The 15,380-nt window shown below is 32.7% G+C and carries 16 protein-coding genes; 6 read left to right on the forward strand and 10 right to left on the reverse strand.

Annotation, left to right across the window (positions count from 1 at the left end):
* Positions 1-45 precede the first annotated feature (45 nt).
* On the forward strand, positions 46-1,638 hold the full coding sequence (locus tag NIL_RS03355) for a methyl-accepting chemotaxis protein (protein WP_187648209.1): 1,593 nt from the start codon (positions 46-48) through the stop codon (positions 1,636-1,638).
* Positions 1,635-2,144, forward strand: coding sequence for a DNA-deoxyinosine glycosylase (locus tag NIL_RS03360; RefSeq protein WP_187648210.1), 510 nt, complete (start codon positions 1,635-1,637; stop codon positions 2,142-2,144). The genes NIL_RS03355 and NIL_RS03360 overlap by 4 nt, the downstream gene beginning before the upstream one ends.
* Here the strand turns inward: NIL_RS03360 and NIL_RS03365 are convergent.
* Genes NIL_RS03365 through NIL_RS03375 form a run of 3 tightly spaced genes read right to left on the reverse strand, consistent with a single transcriptional unit; the run spans position 2,103 to position 4,921 of the window.
* Positions 2,103-2,429, reverse strand: coding sequence for a hypothetical protein (locus NIL_RS03365; RefSeq protein ID WP_187648211.1), 327 nt, complete (start codon positions 2,427-2,429; stop codon positions 2,103-2,105). The genes NIL_RS03360 and NIL_RS03365 overlap by 42 nt on opposite strands.
* A 51-nt stretch (positions 2,430-2,480) precedes the next feature.
* Positions 2,481-2,999: a peptide-methionine (S)-S-oxide reductase MsrA gene (gene msrA, locus NIL_RS03370; RefSeq protein WP_197972155.1), complete on the reverse strand. Its 519-nt coding sequence runs from the start codon at positions 2,997-2,999 to the stop codon at positions 2,481-2,483.
* Entirely contained in the window at positions 2,999-4,921 is a 1,923-nt protein-coding gene (locus tag NIL_RS03375) for a thioredoxin domain-containing protein (protein WP_187648213.1), read from the reverse strand. Before NIL_RS03375 ends, msrA begins: the two co-directional genes overlap by 1 nt.
* A 171-nt stretch (positions 4,922-5,092) precedes the next feature.
* On the opposite strand from NIL_RS03375, the gene dsbD reads away from it, so the two are divergent.
* Genes dsbD through NIL_RS03390 form a run of 3 tightly spaced genes read left to right on the forward strand, consistent with a single transcriptional unit; the run spans position 5,093 to position 8,488 of the window.
* Positions 5,093-6,865 (forward strand): protein-disulfide reductase DsbD, encoded by a 1,773-nt coding sequence (gene dsbD, locus NIL_RS03380; RefSeq protein WP_187648214.1) that lies wholly within the window; start codon positions 5,093-5,095, stop codon positions 6,863-6,865.
* Positions 6,866-6,887: 22 nt separating this feature from the next.
* On the forward strand, positions 6,888-7,289 hold the full coding sequence (locus NIL_RS03385) for a thioredoxin family protein (protein ID WP_187648215.1): 402 nt from the start codon (positions 6,888-6,890) through the stop codon (positions 7,287-7,289).
* A gap of 56 nt (positions 7,290-7,345) precedes the next feature.
* A complete protein-coding gene (locus tag NIL_RS03390; RefSeq protein WP_187648216.1) occupies positions 7,346-8,488 on the forward strand; it encodes an amidohydrolase family protein in 1,143 nt (380 codons plus the stop codon).
* A 33-nt stretch (positions 8,489-8,521) separates the two neighbouring features.
* Here the strand turns inward: NIL_RS03390 and NIL_RS03395 are convergent, their stop codons facing one another.
* Positions 8,522-8,875: a phosphate-starvation-inducible PsiE family protein gene (locus NIL_RS03395; RefSeq protein WP_187648217.1), complete on the reverse strand. Its 354-nt coding sequence runs from the start codon at positions 8,873-8,875 to the stop codon at positions 8,522-8,524.
* A gap of 93 nt (positions 8,876-8,968) precedes the next feature.
* On the opposite strand from NIL_RS03395, the gene NIL_RS03400 reads away from it, so the two are divergent.
* On the forward strand, positions 8,969-9,226 hold the full coding sequence (locus NIL_RS03400; protein WP_187648218.1) for a hypothetical protein: 258 nt from the start codon (positions 8,969-8,971) through the stop codon (positions 9,224-9,226).
* Here the strand turns inward: NIL_RS03400 and NIL_RS03405 are convergent.
* The 6 genes from NIL_RS03405 to NIL_RS03430 are packed head-to-tail and all read right to left on the reverse strand — an operon-like array spanning position 9,218 to position 15,252.
* A complete protein-coding gene (locus tag NIL_RS03405) occupies positions 9,218-10,075 on the reverse strand; it encodes a lysylphosphatidylglycerol synthase transmembrane domain-containing protein (RefSeq protein ID WP_187648219.1) in 858 nt (285 codons plus the stop codon). The two genes, NIL_RS03400 and NIL_RS03405, sit on opposite strands and share 9 nt — an antisense overlap.
* Before the next feature lie 17 nt (positions 10,076-10,092).
* The gene (locus NIL_RS03410) at positions 10,093-11,037 is read right to left on the reverse strand and encodes a glycosyltransferase family 2 protein (protein WP_187648220.1); all 945 of its coding nucleotides are present in this window, start codon (positions 11,035-11,037) and stop codon (positions 10,093-10,095) included.
* Complete coding sequence (locus tag NIL_RS03415) at positions 11,034-12,566, reverse strand: ArnT family glycosyltransferase (RefSeq protein WP_187648221.1); 1,533 nt, start codon at positions 12,564-12,566, stop codon at positions 11,034-11,036. Before NIL_RS03415 ends, NIL_RS03410 begins: the two co-directional genes overlap by 4 nt.
* On the reverse strand, positions 12,559-13,137 hold the full coding sequence (locus tag NIL_RS03420; protein ID WP_187648222.1) for a phosphatase PAP2 family protein: 579 nt from the start codon (positions 13,135-13,137) through the stop codon (positions 12,559-12,561). The genes NIL_RS03415 and NIL_RS03420 overlap by 8 nt, the downstream gene beginning before the upstream one ends.
* Positions 13,134-13,802, reverse strand: coding sequence for a phosphatase PAP2 family protein (locus tag NIL_RS03425; protein WP_187648223.1), 669 nt, complete (start codon positions 13,800-13,802; stop codon positions 13,134-13,136). Before NIL_RS03425 ends, NIL_RS03420 begins: the two co-directional genes overlap by 4 nt.
* A gap of 1 nt (position 13,803) precedes the next feature.
* Positions 13,804-15,252 (reverse strand): ArnT family glycosyltransferase, encoded by a 1,449-nt coding sequence (locus NIL_RS03430; protein WP_187648224.1) that lies wholly within the window; start codon positions 15,250-15,252, stop codon positions 13,804-13,806.
* Positions 15,253-15,380: the final 128 nt, after the last annotated feature.

Genomic DNA, 15,380 nt, shown 5'->3' on the forward strand with positions numbered 1-15,380 from the left:
AAATCATTATTGAATCATAAAAAATCCTTATAACTGGAACTACCCATGGTAAGAGCCTGCAGTAAAAAAAACTTTTTTTGCACTTCTATAAAGAGTAAGTTTATTTTAAATCTAGTTTTATCGCTGCTCGCTTTTTTAACTACAATATATTTTAGTTACACTATTGCAACTAATGAGATAAAAGATGTAATGAGATACGATATTAACTCAGTTGCGGATGCTTTAGAAAAAGAGATAGAGTATATAGCAAAAATAAAGCTCGATGCTATAAACGATCCGGAATTTAAAAAGAAAATTTATGAGATTAAAATCGGACGAAGTGGGTATGTATATTTTGTAGATAAAAAAGGAAATTTTGTAGTTCATCCAAAAAAAGAGGGTAAAAATTTTGCTGGGCACGATTATGTTGATTATATAAGAACTCATAAAGAAGGTGGAATATATGAGTATATTTCAGCTGCAACGGGACAAGACAAAATAGTTGCATTTAGATATATCGAGCCTTGGGAGGTTTGGGTAGTTCCCGGAACCAATAAAGCTGATTATTTTGAAGCTTTGAAGAAAAAGTTTTTGATTTTAATCTCAATTTTGGGATTTATGGTTGTTTTGGTTTTAACGTTAATCAACTATATAACTGGTACAAGTATTTTAAAACCTGTTCAAAGACTTGATGAAGTTGCTAAGGATATAGCTCATGGTGAAGGGGATCTAACTAAAAGACTTCCAGAAGAGTCTACCGATGAGATTGGTATTGTTACAAGATATCTAAATAAGTTTATAGATAAAATTTCTAAAACTATAAAAGAGACTAAGACTCAGTTTTTTAATACAGTTAAAATAGTAGAAAAGATAGATAATATTACAAAAGATCTTTCCAAAAGCGCACAAAAAGAGTATGAGTTATCTGAAAGTACGGTTCATTTAGCTGATGATATTATAAAAACTACTGAAAACACCAAAAAAATCGCTGAAGAGACTAAACAAAAGATTTGTAACGCCAAAGAGTATATGGAGAATATTTTAAAAAATATCTATGAGATATCAGAAACTATGAAAAAAACATCCGATATTGAAAATAGTATAAATGAGATTTTTGGTCAGCTCGAAAGAGAGATAAAAATGGTAGAAAATATTACGACGATTATTTCAGAAATAGCAAATCAGACAAATCTTTTAGCATTGAACGCTGCAATAGAAGCGGCTAGAGCCGGTGAACACGGTAAAGGTTTTTCGGTTGTAGCCGAAGAGGTTAGAAAGCTAGCGGAAAGGACGCAAGAGGGTTTGGATAGTATTAATAAAACTGTTGAAAATGTTATAAAAACTATATCAAAATCAAAAAGTTTTATAATAGAAAATAGTGAAAATATGAAAAATTTAGTTGAGAAAAATAGGGCTTCTACTAAAATTATTACTGAATTATCTAACAATCTTGAGAAAAGTGTTTCTATGAGTATTAAGACCTATGAAAACTCGATGAATATATCAGATAAAAGTAAAAATATATATGAACAAATATCGACAATTGCAAATCTTTCTAAAGAGAATGATAAAGATATTCAAGAGATTTCTAAGATATCGAAAGAGTTGCTAAATTCAACTAAAACATTAGAGTTTATGTTGGTTCAGTTTAAATTATGATAGAGTATCACCCCTTTGAACCTATTGTTTTTGAAGACTCTAAAATTTTGGTTTTGGGTTCGTTTCCTAGTTTTGACTCTTTTAAAAATAGTTTCTATTACGGTCACAAGCACAATCAGTTCTGGAGACTGCTAGCCGATATTTTTAATGATATAGTTCCAAATAATATCGAAGAGAAGATTATTTTTTTAAAAAAGCATAAAATTGCTCTTTGGGATATGGTAAAAAGTTGTAAAAGAGAGAGTTCATTAGATAGCACTCTTAAACATATTGAGATAAACGATATTGAAACTTTTTTAAAAGAGAATCCCTCAATTGAGAAGATTTACTTTACCGGTAGGAAATCGCAAGAGCTTTTTGAAAAAAATTTTTCTCATTTAAATATAAAAAGATATTACCTTCCTTCGCCATCTCCGGCCTACAGAAAGTTACGCTATGAAGAGAAACTAAAAATATGGCGCAAATTAATCAAACTCGGCTACGAAAAATCCACTGATGAAAAATAGAGTGATAGTTACAAGAGGTAAAAGGATAGGCCAGGTTTTTTTTGTTTTGTTCAGTAAAAGCGCAAAGAGAAACCCCCAACCAATCATCAGTGCCAAGATGTGCAATAGTAAAAGAGGTGTGTAGATAACAAGATATCTACTAAATATTGTGCTTCCTGTTAATATTGTCAGTAAAAACATCTTTTTTAGAGCCGATTGAATATCTTTATCAAATGTAAACTTTTTATAAATAAAAAATAGTGCTGTTAATATTATAATCGATAAAAACAGTATGAACTTAACCATATCTCATTCTCTTATAATAAACGTTTCTGTTTTCCAATATAGTGTATAATGTCAGACTTTATCTTCAAATTCTCTTAAAAACTTCTGCAGTTTTGGAGCTATAACAACTTGACAATAATCTTGATAAGGATTATTATCATAATAGTTTTGATGATACTCTTCGGCTTCGTAAAACGCTTCAAAAGGCTCTATTGTAGTGACGATTTTGTTGTTAAATTTTGGATTTAGCTTTTCTATAACCTCTTTGGCTATTTTTTCTTGAGACTCGTTTAGAGGAAAAATAACGCTTCTATATTGGGTTCCTATATCGACTCCTTGTCTATTTAGTTGTGTTGGATCGTGTATAGAAAAAAAGATCTCCAAAAGCTCTTCGTAACTAATAATATTATCGTCAAAAATTATCTTTACCACTTCTGCATGACCGGTCGCCGCGCTACAAACTTGTTCGTATGTGGGATTTTTTCTTTTTCCGCCGCTATAGCCGCTTATAACCTCTTTTACACCCTTTATTCTTTTAAATATTGCTTCTAAACACCAAAAGCAGCCTCCTCCCAAAATTGCTTCTTGAATCACTTTAGCTCCTTTAATTTTTCAAGGGCTTTGTTGCAATCACTTACAGATGCAAAACAGCTAAAAGAGTTACAGAACACAATATCCTTTATCTCCTCCTCTTTTAAGAGAGTAAATGGGTGTATAAAGTCGATCTTGTTTATACAATCAACTATCTTTTCCTCTCTTGCTTTAATTACCAAGTCATCTTTTAAAAATCTTATAATATCTTCTACAAAAAGAGCGCAGTATGGTAAAAACTTATATATCTTTTCGCTGTAATACTCTAAAGTGATAAATGAGAATTTTTTATATTTTTCATCAAATATAGAACCTAAACTCAACATAACACTAACCATCATAGCCGCACTACTTGGATAAGTGGCGTCTGTATAGTCCGCGTCGGTTTTAAATTCGCCTTTACTAAAATACCACTTTCCCTCACTCCAATAATCAACTAATGCATCGTTTGTCAATTTTACACTTAAAGCTAGATACTCTTCATTTAGGGTTGTTTTGTACGCTTCAAGAAGAGCGTATGCTAGATACGCGTAATCTTCTAAAAATGCTTCTATTTTGGGTTCTTTGTCTAACATAGCTACATGGTATAGTTTATCGTCTATATACATCTTTTCTATAAGCTTTTTCATTGACTCTTCAGCCATTTCAAAAAATCTATTGTCTATTCGGGCTGCTTTATAGAGAGTGGCTATCATCATCGCATTCCATGAAGTTATAACTTTTTTATCGATAAATGGATACTCTCTTTTTTCTCTTATCTCTTTTAAAGATTTAAAAACTCTATCTTTATGCTCAAAATTTTCGCATTCCAATCTAATTATATTTTTACCTTCGAAATTCCCTTTTTTTGTAACCGAAAGCCTCTTTAAGATCTCTTCTATCTCATTATCACTAAATCCGTCCTTTTTTAATTTTTCTACAACCTCTTCATATTCGTAAACGAAATATTTTCCTTCTTCTCCTTCGCTATCAGCATCGCTTGCACTGTAAAAAAGCGCACTCTCTTGCATCTTTTTTTCCATAAACTCTATTATCTCGTACCCAATATCTTTATAAAACTCCTCCTTTGTAGCAAAATAGGCATTTAAGTAACTGTTTGCTATAAGAGCGTTGTCGTACGTCATCTTCTCAAAATGGGGTACCAGCCACTTTTCATCAACGCTGTATCTGCAAAAACCGCCATCTATCAAATCTCTAATACCTCCTTTTGCCATATTTTTGAGAGTATTTGTAGCCATTTTAAGAGCCTCTTCATTTTCATTTAGCTGATAAATTTTTAAAAGAGTATTTATGATGGAGGTTTGAGGAAATTTAGGTTTTGAGCTAAAACCCCCGTTTTTAGGATCATATATTGAAGAGACCGATTTTATAAACTTATCTATTATGGAAAGTTCTAGTTTAACCGCTTTTTTGGGACTATCGGCACATTTTAAATATTTTGTTATCTCTTTAGCTTGAGATAAAATTTCCTCTGGGTCTTTTTGCCATACCTCAATGATTTTTTCTATAAGCTGCTTAAAACCCATCATGTTGTATCTAGGTTCGGGTGGTATATAGGTTCCGGCAAAAAAAGGCTCTTTTTGAGGTGTCATAAAAATACTAAGAGGCCATCCTCCAGCTCTTTGGTTTAAAAGTTGGTAAACTTCCTGGTAATATTTATCTATATCTGGTCTTTCTTCACGGTCTAGTTTTATGCTTATGAAGTGTTCATTTAAAATTTGGCCTATTTTTTCATTTTCAAAAACTTCTTTCTCCATCATATGACACCAGTGGCAGCTACTGTATCCTATAGATAAAAAGATGGGCTTATTCTCTTTTTTCGCTTTTTCAAAAGCTTCTTCACACCATGGATACCAATCTACCGGATTGTTTGCGTGTTGCTGTAGATAAGGTGAATGTTCGTTTATAAGTCTATTTGGCATAAAATTTTCCTTTTATATTTTGTTGTGATTAACAACCTAAAAATATTTGACTGTCTATATATAAGACTAAAGCAAATTTGGTTAAAATAACATTAACTTCTAATTAAATTAAAGAGTATAAAGTAAACTTTTTGACGCTATTATAATAAAAACTAATACTTGGAGTCTAGTATGAAAAAATTTCTAACTATTTTTACTCTATTTTTTTACTCTTATCTTTTTGCATTTACTCCCGCAGGGTTGGATAGAGAGATAATAGAGCCAGAAGTTGCTTTTAAACCTAGCATAGTAAAAGAGAAGAACGCTTTCTTAGTTCGAATAAAATTGGCCAAAGATATCTATCTTTATCAAGATAAAGTAAAAGTTGAACTAATAGAGCCCAAAAGGAAAAATATTTTATTAAAACTTCCTCCGGCAGAGGATTTTCATGATACTAAGGTATATTTTAATGAACTTAAATTCAAAATCCCTTTTAGCGAACTTCCTGAAGGAAAGATAAAACTAAAACTTTCCTATCAAGGGTGTTCAAAAGCCGGGCTTTGCTACGCACCTATGGAAAAAGATTATGTTTTTGAGATAAAAAAGAGCCAAAAAAGTGAGATATTTGAAGATAAGAAACAAAAAAGTGTGGCTAGTGAAGAGGAGAAGATTGCTTCAACTTTGAAAAACGAGAGTTTGTGGGTTGTTTTGATAACCTTTTTTGGATTTGGACTTTTACTGGCTCTTACTCCTTGTGTTTTTCCTATGATTCCTATTCTGTCTTCGATTATCATTGGAGCTAAAAATATAACCGTCAAAAAGGCTTTTATCTACTCTCTCGTTTATGTTTTGGCAATGGCTTTGACTTACACTGTAGCCGGCGTTTTAGCCGGACTTTTTGGTTCCAATATACAAGCTGCGTTTCAAAATCCGTGGATAATTTCGATTTTTGCTCTCATTTTTGTTGCTTTGGCATTTAGTATGTTCGGATTTTACGAAATCGGCTTGCCGGCATCTTTACAGACAAAACTTACTAAAAAAAGTGATGAAGCAGGAAGCAGAGGAGGAGTTATAGGTGTTGCTATAATGGGCTTTTTATCAGCCTTGATAGTGGGGCCTTGCGTGGCTCCTCCACTTGCGGGTGCACTTATCTACATAGGACAAACCGGTGACGCTTTACTGGGAGGTCTTGCACTTTTTTCTCTTAGTATGGGTATGGGGGCTCCGCTTTTGCTTATAGGGACTGGAGCTGGAAAATTTATGCCAAAACCAGGACCTTGGATGACCGGAGTTTCAAAAGTTTTTGGCGTAGTGATGCTTGGAGTCGCTATCTGGATGATAGAAAGAATCTTGCCACCGTCAGTTACGCTTCTTTTATGGGCAGCTTTGTTTATAGGAAGTGCTATATATCTTAGAGTTTTTGAAAATATAGAAAAAGGTTCTCACTGGTTTGAGTATCTCAAAAAAAGTGTTGGAATGCTTATGTTCGTTTACGGGCTCTTTTTGTTTTTCGGCGCTTTTACCGGTGCTAGCAATCTTTTTGATCCTTTGAAAGTTTTGAAACAAAAAACTTCTATTGTGACTAAGACCACTAAAAAAGAGAGTAACTTTAAAAAGATATACTCTATAAAAGAGCTTCAAGAGATACTTAAAAGTAGCGACAAACCAGTACTATTAGATTTTTATGCAGATTGGTGTGTAAGTTGTAAAGAGCTAGAGCACATTACTTTTGCGGATGAGAGGGTTAGAAAAGAGTTTGAGGATTTTATGTTTGTTAAAGCCGATGTTACGGCTAACTCTAAAGAAAACAGAGAACTTTTGAAAAAGTTTTCTGTATTTGGTCCTCCCGCAATACTCTTTTTTAAAGATGGAAAAGAGTTAAAAAAGTATAGAGTTATAGGATATAAAGAACCGGAACTGTTTTTGAAGATACTGAAAGATGTAAAGAAGTCATTAGGTAAATAATCGTTAATTATTGGAGGAGATTATGAGAATTTTTGCTATTTTGATGATAACAGTTTTCCTTTTTGCGGCGGATTTTGATTGGGTCGATAGTTTACAAAAAGCAAAAGAGTTAGCCAAAAAAGAGAGTAAACCGATTATGGTTATGGTTGAACAAAAGGGGTGTGAAGCCTGTGAATATATGGATGAGGTTGCTTTTGAAGATCAAAAACTTTCGGAGTTTGTAGAAAACTTTTTTATTCCTGTAAAGATTGATATAGACATAGCCAAATCGTTAGGGTTGAAAGCTTTTGGAACGCCTACATTTTACTTTTTGGACAAAAATGGCAAAAAGATTGGCAGACAGCTTGTTGGAGCCGCTACCGCTAAAGTTTTCCTTGAAAAGTTAAAAGAGTATAAGAAGATGAGTGAAGTTTTTAGTCGTTAGTTATTGATTTATTAGATATAATTAGAGCTATATTTCAAATAGATGTGAGGATAAAAATGGTAATAAAAAATGCCAAGATAGTAGATATACATGGTACTTATGAAAGTGATGTTTTAGTAAAAAATAAAAAAATAGAAAAAATTGGCAATAATCTAAAAGATGATGAGATTTATGATGCAAACGGCGCTTATTTGCTACCTGGACTTGTTGATCTGAATGTAAAATTTTGTGATGACAAAGTTAACGTTCAAAATATAAGGAAATTATCAAAAGATGCATTAAATGGTGGGGTTACAACCGTTGTTTTAAATCCAGATTTAAATCCCGCTCTAGATAATGAGATAATCTTGGAGTTTATCAAATCTGAAAACGAATTCAAGAATTTTTGTGAAATATTGCCTATGATAAAAGCGACTATGGGAGATGATTCTCAAAGTATGTCCGAAATTGCCATACTTTTGAAGAAGGGGGCTGTTGCACCGTTTTTCTACTCGGATATAGACTCTTTTTTGATATGCAGAATTTTTGAGTATGCAAAAATGTATAATGTTCCTCTTCATTGCAGGGCAAGAAATGCTTCTATAAAAAGTGTAGGGGTAATGCACGAAGGAGAGATCTCTTCAAGATTGGGGCTCGGCGGTATAAACGAGATGGAAGAGGTAAGCGAGGTTGCCAAAATTATAGAATTTGCTAAATATTACGATGTTGAGGTAGTCTTTAAATCTTTATCGGTTTCAAGAAGTATAGAGCTTATTAAAAAAGCAAAAGAGGAGGGAATCAGAGTTTATGCGGAAGTATCTATTCATCATCTTCTAAAAACTGACAAAGAGTGTGAAGGATATAATACGACTGCAAAAATCGATCCTCCTTTGAGAGATGAAAAAAACCACCAAAAACTTCTAAAACATCTAAAAGAGGGAGATATAGACTTTTTAACATCTCTTCACTCTCCAAAATCCACCGTTCAAAAAGATATAAGTTTCGATGAGGCGGCTTTTGGGGTTGATGCCATAGGAGATTATCTTCAAACTCTTTATAAAACTTTAGTTGAAAGTAAAATTCTTACTTTTTCACAACTTTTAAAACTTATATGTCAAAATCCGGCAAAAATTTTAGGTAAAGAAAATGGTGAAATTAAAGAAGGGTTTGAAGATAGTTTGATACTTTTTAACAAAAAAGAGGTAAAAAAGATTCTTTGAAATTTTGTTAAGTTACATAAAGTAAAGTAGTTTTTATGGCTGATTTTGTGAAGTTACGGTATAAGTGATTTTAATTGAGAGATATCTCAGCAAAAAAAGAGCAAAAATTATAGATAGTAAAACCGTAACTCTTATATGGTCAATATTTTGGTGGATGAACGCTATAAGAAGTTCTCTTATGGAGTAGATGATAGAGGTGTCTACCATATATCGTATTTTTACTCTTTGCTTTTTAAAAAAAATAAATATCATCTGAATAACTTCGATGATAACTATAAATTCCAAAAGCACTATAACAGTGTTGTAAAAATCACTTTTTGTAATGAGTATAGCGGCAAAAATAAAACTTGCAACTAGTACTTCAAAATAATCTTTTAGTTTTTTCATTTTTCTCCTTTTTCGAAATAATAGGAAGAGATTATTACACTATAATTTCAAAAGAGAGAGTTTTTGTAGCTACTTTGTTATAGAAGGGTGTATATGAAAAAAGATAAATTAGATTTGAGTAAAGAAAATATCAAAAAACTTCACGATAGATGTAAAATGGGTGAAGAGGATCTATACACGTTTTTGAAAAAAGAGTTTTTGGATATGATAATAGAAGATAGACTAAAATATTTAGCGACAGTGCTTAATGATCATTTTGAGGATTATGAGTTCGATAAAAATGCAGAACGTATCAGTGATGAGGGATATTCGATAGTGAAGTTTTTTCCTAAAAAAGATAGATCAATCTGATTTTATCAACGGTTTATGTATAAAAAATATTCCGATTGAGGAAGATATAAGTGTTATCAAAAAAAATATAAAAGAAAATGCCACTCCGCTAGCCGGATCTTGGCCAATTAGTTTAAGACCGTAGAGAAAAGTGAGCTCCCTTGCTCCCACTCCGCCTACGGTAAGAGGTAAAACGGCTACGACCGAGGAGATAAGAAAAAGAGTTAAAAAGTCGATTATAGGAGGGGTTTGGGGTAGGGCTTTGATGATAAAGTATGCACATATTAACTGCAGTGCCTGAACTATAAACCCTAAAATAGTAGTCTCTTTTAGATAAGTAAGAAAATTTTTAAAAAGTTTTTTGTGAAGATATAAAAATATTGGATATGCTAAAAGAGCGCATATAAGAGCTAAAAAACCTAACTGTTCGAAAAGTTTTGTAAATGAGCTAAAAAAAAAGAGTATTGCGCATAGAAAGAGAAGTGCTACTAGTCCACTAATACGATCTATTAATGTTGCATTTACCAAAGATATCACTGGAGTTTGAAATTTTTTTCTCAAAAGATATATCTTATATCCGTCTCCGCCTATGCCTCCAGGCAAAAAGAGATTGTAAAACATTCCTACGTAATATAGTCTTAGGTTCTCTATCTGCGTTAACTCTATATTTAGATCTTTAAAGTAGTAATTTAGCCTAATAGAGCTTACAATCTTTGATATGTTAAAAGCTATAAAAGCTAAAATAAGCCAAAAAAAATCTACCTCTTTTAAGATAGATACAAGTTTTTTAGTGTCTATGTTTGATAGGACGAAAAATAGTAAAATAAAAGATATGGCAATTTTAACGGCTGTTTTTATACTCTTTTTCAACTTTCGATATCCAGTATTTAACGACTATTTTTCCCTATGAAAATCTCTTTTATAACATACGGTTTTTTATTTTGAGACTCATAGTATGTTCTCATCATAATTTCAGCTAAAAATCCAGTGGTTATAAGCTGGATACCCCCCAATGTTAGCATTATTCCAAGAAGCAAAAGAGGCCTTCCGCCTATATCGCTTCCAAAAAGTTTCAATATAAAAAGATAAAAGTTTATAAGCATTCCCACACCAAACATACCAAAACCTAAAGTTCCAAAAAGGTGCATAGGTTTTGTTGCGTATTTTTGGAAAAAAAGCATAAGCATTAGATCACTTATAACTTTAAATGTTCTTCCTATGCCGTATTTACTTACACCATGAATTCTTGGATGGTGACGTACTGGCATTTCAGTCATTTTGGCTCCGTAAAGTTCGGCTAAAACTGGGATAAATCTATGTAGTTCACCGTAAAGACCTAGATTTTTAGCCACATCTTTTTTAAAAAGTTTCAAAGTACAGCCGTAATCACTTATATATACGCCTGTTGATTTTCTAATGATCCAGTTTGCTATTTTGCTTGGGATTTTTCTAAGAACAAGCCCATCTTGTCTTTTTGCTCTGATCCCGGCGACGACGTCCCAGCCTTCTTTTTCTAGTTTTTCCATCATTATAGGGATATCTCTAGGATCGTTTTGCAAATCTCCGTCAATAGTGGCTATAAGCTCTCCTTCTGCCGCATCAATTCCTGCTGCCATTGCCGTAGTTTGACCAAAGTTTCTGTTAAAGACTATCAGTTTACATCTTTCGTCTGCTTCTTCTTTTATTTTTTCTACCGTTTTGTCACTAGAGCCGTCATCAACGAAGATAAGTTCATAATCGATTCCTTCAAGCGCCTCTCTTAAAGCTTTAAAAAGGGGCTTGATATTTTCTTCTTCGTTCATTACCGGAATAACAACAGAGAGTTTTTTCATTTTTCTACCTTTATTAAAGCAATTCCGTTCTTTTTATAAATAATTTTGTAATTTTCTATATTTTTTAATGCGGTTATTTTAGTCAAAACTATATCGCCAGATTTCGGTGCTCTTTTTTTTACAAATTTTTCACTATAGAGAATGAAACTTGGCGTATTTAGTTTATACATAACTACGTCGTAATCATATTTTTTAGCTATTAGTGCAGCTTCTTTTATAGGAAGCTGAGCTATTTTGCCGTATGTAGGTATTACGAAAAAGTTTATGGCTATAACAGACAAAAAACCGAGTAATACCGATTTTGTAATTTTATCAAAATGTTTATTAAAGCTAAGAGATATCAAAAAAAGGATAGAAAAACCGAAAAACAGCCTATATGTCAGCGTAAAATAGATTGGTGATTCTTTAATGATCTCTTTTGCAAACTCGTCTTTTACGTTATCTTTAATAGCAAGTGCGATTTCCGGTAAGAAAAGAAGTATTAAAAAGAGAATCAGAGCTGGAAGCATATATAAAAGGTCGTTTTTGATATCTTTAAGATAGATTGCCATTATAAAAAAGAGCGGTGTATACCCGTAGATCACATAATGAGGGAGTTTGGTTCCGGAAAAGGAGAAGAAAAGAAAAACGAATAAAAACCATATTCCAAAAAAAAGATAAAGATCGTTTCTAAACCATGTTTTTACTTTTGATATCGCTTTTAAAAAGAGAGTCGTGTAGGGTAAAATACCCGCTAGCACTACCGGAACGTAATAAAAAAGTGAACCCCCGTGTCCTTCAAAAGATGTTTTGAAACGGGAGATATTGTGTTTTAGAAAAAATCCTTCGATAAACTTCATTCCCTGATCCATATATTCTAAAATGTACCATGGTAGGGCTATAGCTGAAAATATAATTAGTCCAATGGGATTGAAAACGGTTTTAAAAAAGAGTTTTAGATCTTTTTTTATTAAAAGATAGATAAAAGTTACCGCAAGAGGTATCAAGATAGCTACAGGTCCTTTTGTCAAAACTCCAAAACCTATGGCACCAAAAGCTAGATAGAGATATTTTTTATCTTTTTTATCGAGATAGAGATAGACAAAAAACATAGAGTAGGCTATGAACATATTTAAAAGTGCATCGGCGATGGCCGCTTTTGCGATAATGGTAATCTGTAAAGAGGTTATCATCAAAAAAGTTGCCAAAAACGCAGTTTGTTCCTCAAAATATCTTCTTGCAAACCAGTAGATCCCAAGTGCCCAAAAAGTTGCTGCTATTGCTGAAGGGAGTCTGAAAGCAAACTCATTTAGTCCAAATATCTTAACGCTTATAGCTTGTAGCCAGTAGATTAGAATAGGTTTGTCAAATCTCAGCTCCCCGTTTAAGTAAGTTGTGATGAAGTTACCGTTTTGTAGCATCTCTCTAGTTGCTTCGCTGAAAGCTCCTTCGTCTAGATCAAAAAGCGGAGCGAAAGAAAGCGTTGCAAAAAAACTCAAAAATATGGCCAGAGCTAGCAAAAAATCTTTATATCTTAAAATTTTACCCATGATTATTCCTGAAAAGTTTTTTATAAATTATATAAGAAGTAATACTCCCAAGAAGAGCTCCCGCCAAAACATCGCTGAGGTAATGGGCATCTAAAACAATTCGGCTAAATCCAATAAGCGTTGCTAAAGATAAGAAAATATATCTGAATTTTGGCCAGACAAAAGAAAGAGATACCATAGCGGCAAATGCTATCGTGGTATGACCTGAAGGAAATGAAGCTACGTTGTATCCCACGTCAAACCAGCTAAAGCCGTATAGGTTTTCGCTAAAGAGCATCTTTGGACGATATCTTGCAAAGATGATTTTCAAAATATTTACTACTACTCCGGATAAGGCAACGCTTGAAAAAACAAAAAAAGCGTATCTTTTTATAAGCTCTTTTTTGCGGTATATTAGGTAAACTAATAAAGAGGGAATTAAGTATAGTTCAGCTCTTCCAAAAAAAGTGACGATCTCGAAAAAATCTCTTAAATCTCTATTCTTTTCAAAAAATATTGCTATATCTTTATCAAAAAAGAAAATAGATACAATAATCGTTAAAATGGCTAAAAAAAGTACTAAATATCTCATCTTTTTCTCTCAAATATAAAATAGTAAACTACTCTTGCTGTAAAATAGACAAAAAAGGCACTAAATATCACATCGCTTAAAAAATGTCCCCCTTGTAAAATTCTCACAAAACCTACAATGACTCCCCATGAGATTGCGGCTAAAGCGGCTAAAATCTTGGTTTTTTTATCTCTAAAAAGAGGCACTAAAGCAATAAAAAAGAATGCGGCGGCTGCGTGTCCGCTGGTAAATGAGCAGTTTTTTTCGCATTGGTCTGTTTTTATAAAAGGAGGCGTAAACTTTTTTTCTCCGCCAAACTGCTCTATTTGTACGGGTCTGGCTCTACCCCAGTTGTTTTTGAAAATCATATTTACAATGAGACCTGGACCCAATATAAGGATTATAAGAAGATAAGCGATAACCTTTTTTTTAACTCCCAAAAACTCTTTTTTAAAAACAGTATCGGCAATAAACAAAACCAAAAGAGCGATGGAAAAACTTGCCGTTAAGATTATGGTTGCTTTATAGATTAATTTTGCAAAAGTAGTATTGGCAAGATAAAATCCGGCACTATCTTTATAAAAATATGAACTAATTTTTATATCTATTTGCGGATATATCAAAAAAAGAACTCCTGTTAATAAAAAAAGAATTATCATAAAAATATCAAACTTTTTTATCTCCACACTAATACCCTTTAAACCCTTGAAGATAAAAGATATGATACACTCTTACATAGTCTTTATAAAGTCTTATTTTAATTGTTCCTATTTTTTTTGATTCTTCAAATCTTGAAATAACGTCCGGTATAGATGATCTTTTAGTAACAAATATAAAATCTTCTCCTCTATATCCGTTTAGATCAATAGTTAGATCGTAATGGTTTCTAAGTTTTCTATGAGGATTCCAAAAACCTGCATCAAAAGGATGAGGTTTTATGTAGTAGATAAGCTGAGCCATAATCTCTCTATCATCTGTGAGCAGCTTTGCCTTAGGATACTCATTTAAGACTTTAGATACTTCGTTTGCAAGTTTGCTCCATCCAAGAACTCTTTTATAGGGATCATTTTTGGAGGTGAGTTCGATATTTAAAATGTTTGCAAGAGCATGATAATGATAGACTACAAGAGCCAAAACTATGTTTACGGCGATACCTACCTTTAAAACTGAGACTCTATTTTTATAGATAAGATATGCCGCAACCAGTATTGTAGCCGCTATATATGTGGGAGCCGCCCAGTTGGCAAAGGCACGGCTTAAAAAGCTTTGCAAAGTGATAATACCTAAAAAAGGTAACGTAAAAGAGTATAAGAGTCTAAACCTATCATCTTTTATGAAAGGTTTGAAAATCAAAAACAGCAAAACTGCAAAGAAGATAGGCCCAAAAACTCCAAATTGCGCTCCTAAAAACTCAAACATCTTATCGAAATGAAAAAGATCTCTATCTATCTCGCTTATCTCTTTTGTATGCAAAAAACTTACAAAATGGTGTCTGTAGTTCCAGATGAGATTTGGCATATAAACAAGGGCTGCCAAAATCATAGTCATATAGAGTTTTGGATTTTTCAAAAATTTTCTATTTTCTTTGGAAAAAATAATATATAAAAATACACTGATAACGAAAATAATCATTGTATATTTGCTAAGAAGACCAAAACCCGCACTAAAACCAGCTGTTATCCAGTATATATCTTTGTTGGTTTTTAAAGCTTTTATAAAGAGTAAAAGGGTCAAAGACCAAAAAAGAAGTAAAACAACGTCTGTAGAGATGATCATCGAAGAGAGCGAGACTGCCGGTAGGGTTATAAAGACGGCGCCACTCCAAAAGGCGATCTTTTCGTCAAATAGCTCTTTTGCGATAAAGTAAATTATAAGAGTAGTGATAGGATAAAAAATAAGCGCGGGCAGTTTTACACATATTTCGCTATCACCGCATACAGAGGTAAAAAGAGCTATAACCCAGGCGATCATAGGAGGTTTTGAGTAGTAGCCCAAATCGAAACTTCTAGACCATCCCCAATAATAGGCTTCGTCCATATATAGATCGATATTTGAAGAGTAAAGAACTAAAAATCTATATAGAGTTATAACCGATATTACTGCTATTAGTGCGCTAAATCTGCTTTTTTCGCTCAAAAAGGTACCTTTAAGGTGGTTTGCATAAAAAATTTTTTTGTATTATACTAAAGAAGAGTTGTTTATAAACTGATAGTTTTGATATAAGGGCACCTCTAAAAACTATTTATAGCTTATAGAAAGTAAAG

This window comes from Nitrosophilus labii (assembly GCF_014466985.1).
Lineage (GTDB): Bacteria > Campylobacterota > Campylobacteria > Campylobacterales > Nitratiruptoraceae > Nitrosophilus_A > Nitrosophilus_A labii.

Excerpts from the sequence above, each read along its gene's own strand:
- NIL_RS03360 (WP_187648210.1), top strand. The coding sequence starts at position 1,635 with ATGATAGAGTATCACCCCTTTGAACCTATTGTTTTTGAAGACTCTAAA.
- NIL_RS03390 (WP_187648216.1), top strand. The coding sequence starts at position 7,346 with ATGGTAATAAAAAATGCCAAGATAGTAGATATACATGGTACTTATGAA.
- NIL_RS03355 (WP_187648209.1), top strand. The coding sequence starts at position 46 with ATGGTAAGAGCCTGCAGTAAAAAAAACTTTTTTTGCACTTCTATAAAG.
- NIL_RS03385 (WP_187648215.1), top strand. The coding sequence starts at position 6,888 with ATGAGAATTTTTGCTATTTTGATGATAACAGTTTTCCTTTTTGCGGCG.
- NIL_RS03365 (WP_187648211.1), bottom strand. The coding sequence starts at position 2,429 with ATGGTTAAGTTCATACTGTTTTTATCGATTATAATATTAACAGCACTA.
- NIL_RS03410 (WP_187648220.1), bottom strand. The coding sequence starts at position 11,037 with ATGAAAAAACTCTCTGTTGTTATTCCGGTAATGAACGAAGAAGAAAAT.
- NIL_RS03415 (WP_187648221.1), bottom strand. The coding sequence starts at position 12,566 with ATGGGTAAAATTTTAAGATATAAAGATTTTTTGCTAGCTCTGGCCATA.
- NIL_RS03420 (WP_187648222.1), bottom strand. The coding sequence starts at position 13,137 with ATGAGATATTTAGTACTTTTTTTAGCCATTTTAACGATTATTGTATCT.
- NIL_RS03375 (WP_187648213.1), bottom strand. The coding sequence starts at position 4,921 with ATGCCAAATAGACTTATAAACGAACATTCACCTTATCTACAGCAACAC.
- NIL_RS03395 (WP_187648217.1), bottom strand. The coding sequence starts at position 8,875 with ATGAAAAAACTAAAAGATTATTTTGAAGTACTAGTTGCAAGTTTTATT.
- dsbD (WP_187648214.1), top strand. The coding sequence starts at position 5,093 with ATGAAAAAATTTCTAACTATTTTTACTCTATTTTTTTACTCTTATCTT.
- NIL_RS03400 (WP_187648218.1), top strand. The coding sequence starts at position 8,969 with ATGAAAAAAGATAAATTAGATTTGAGTAAAGAAAATATCAAAAAACTT.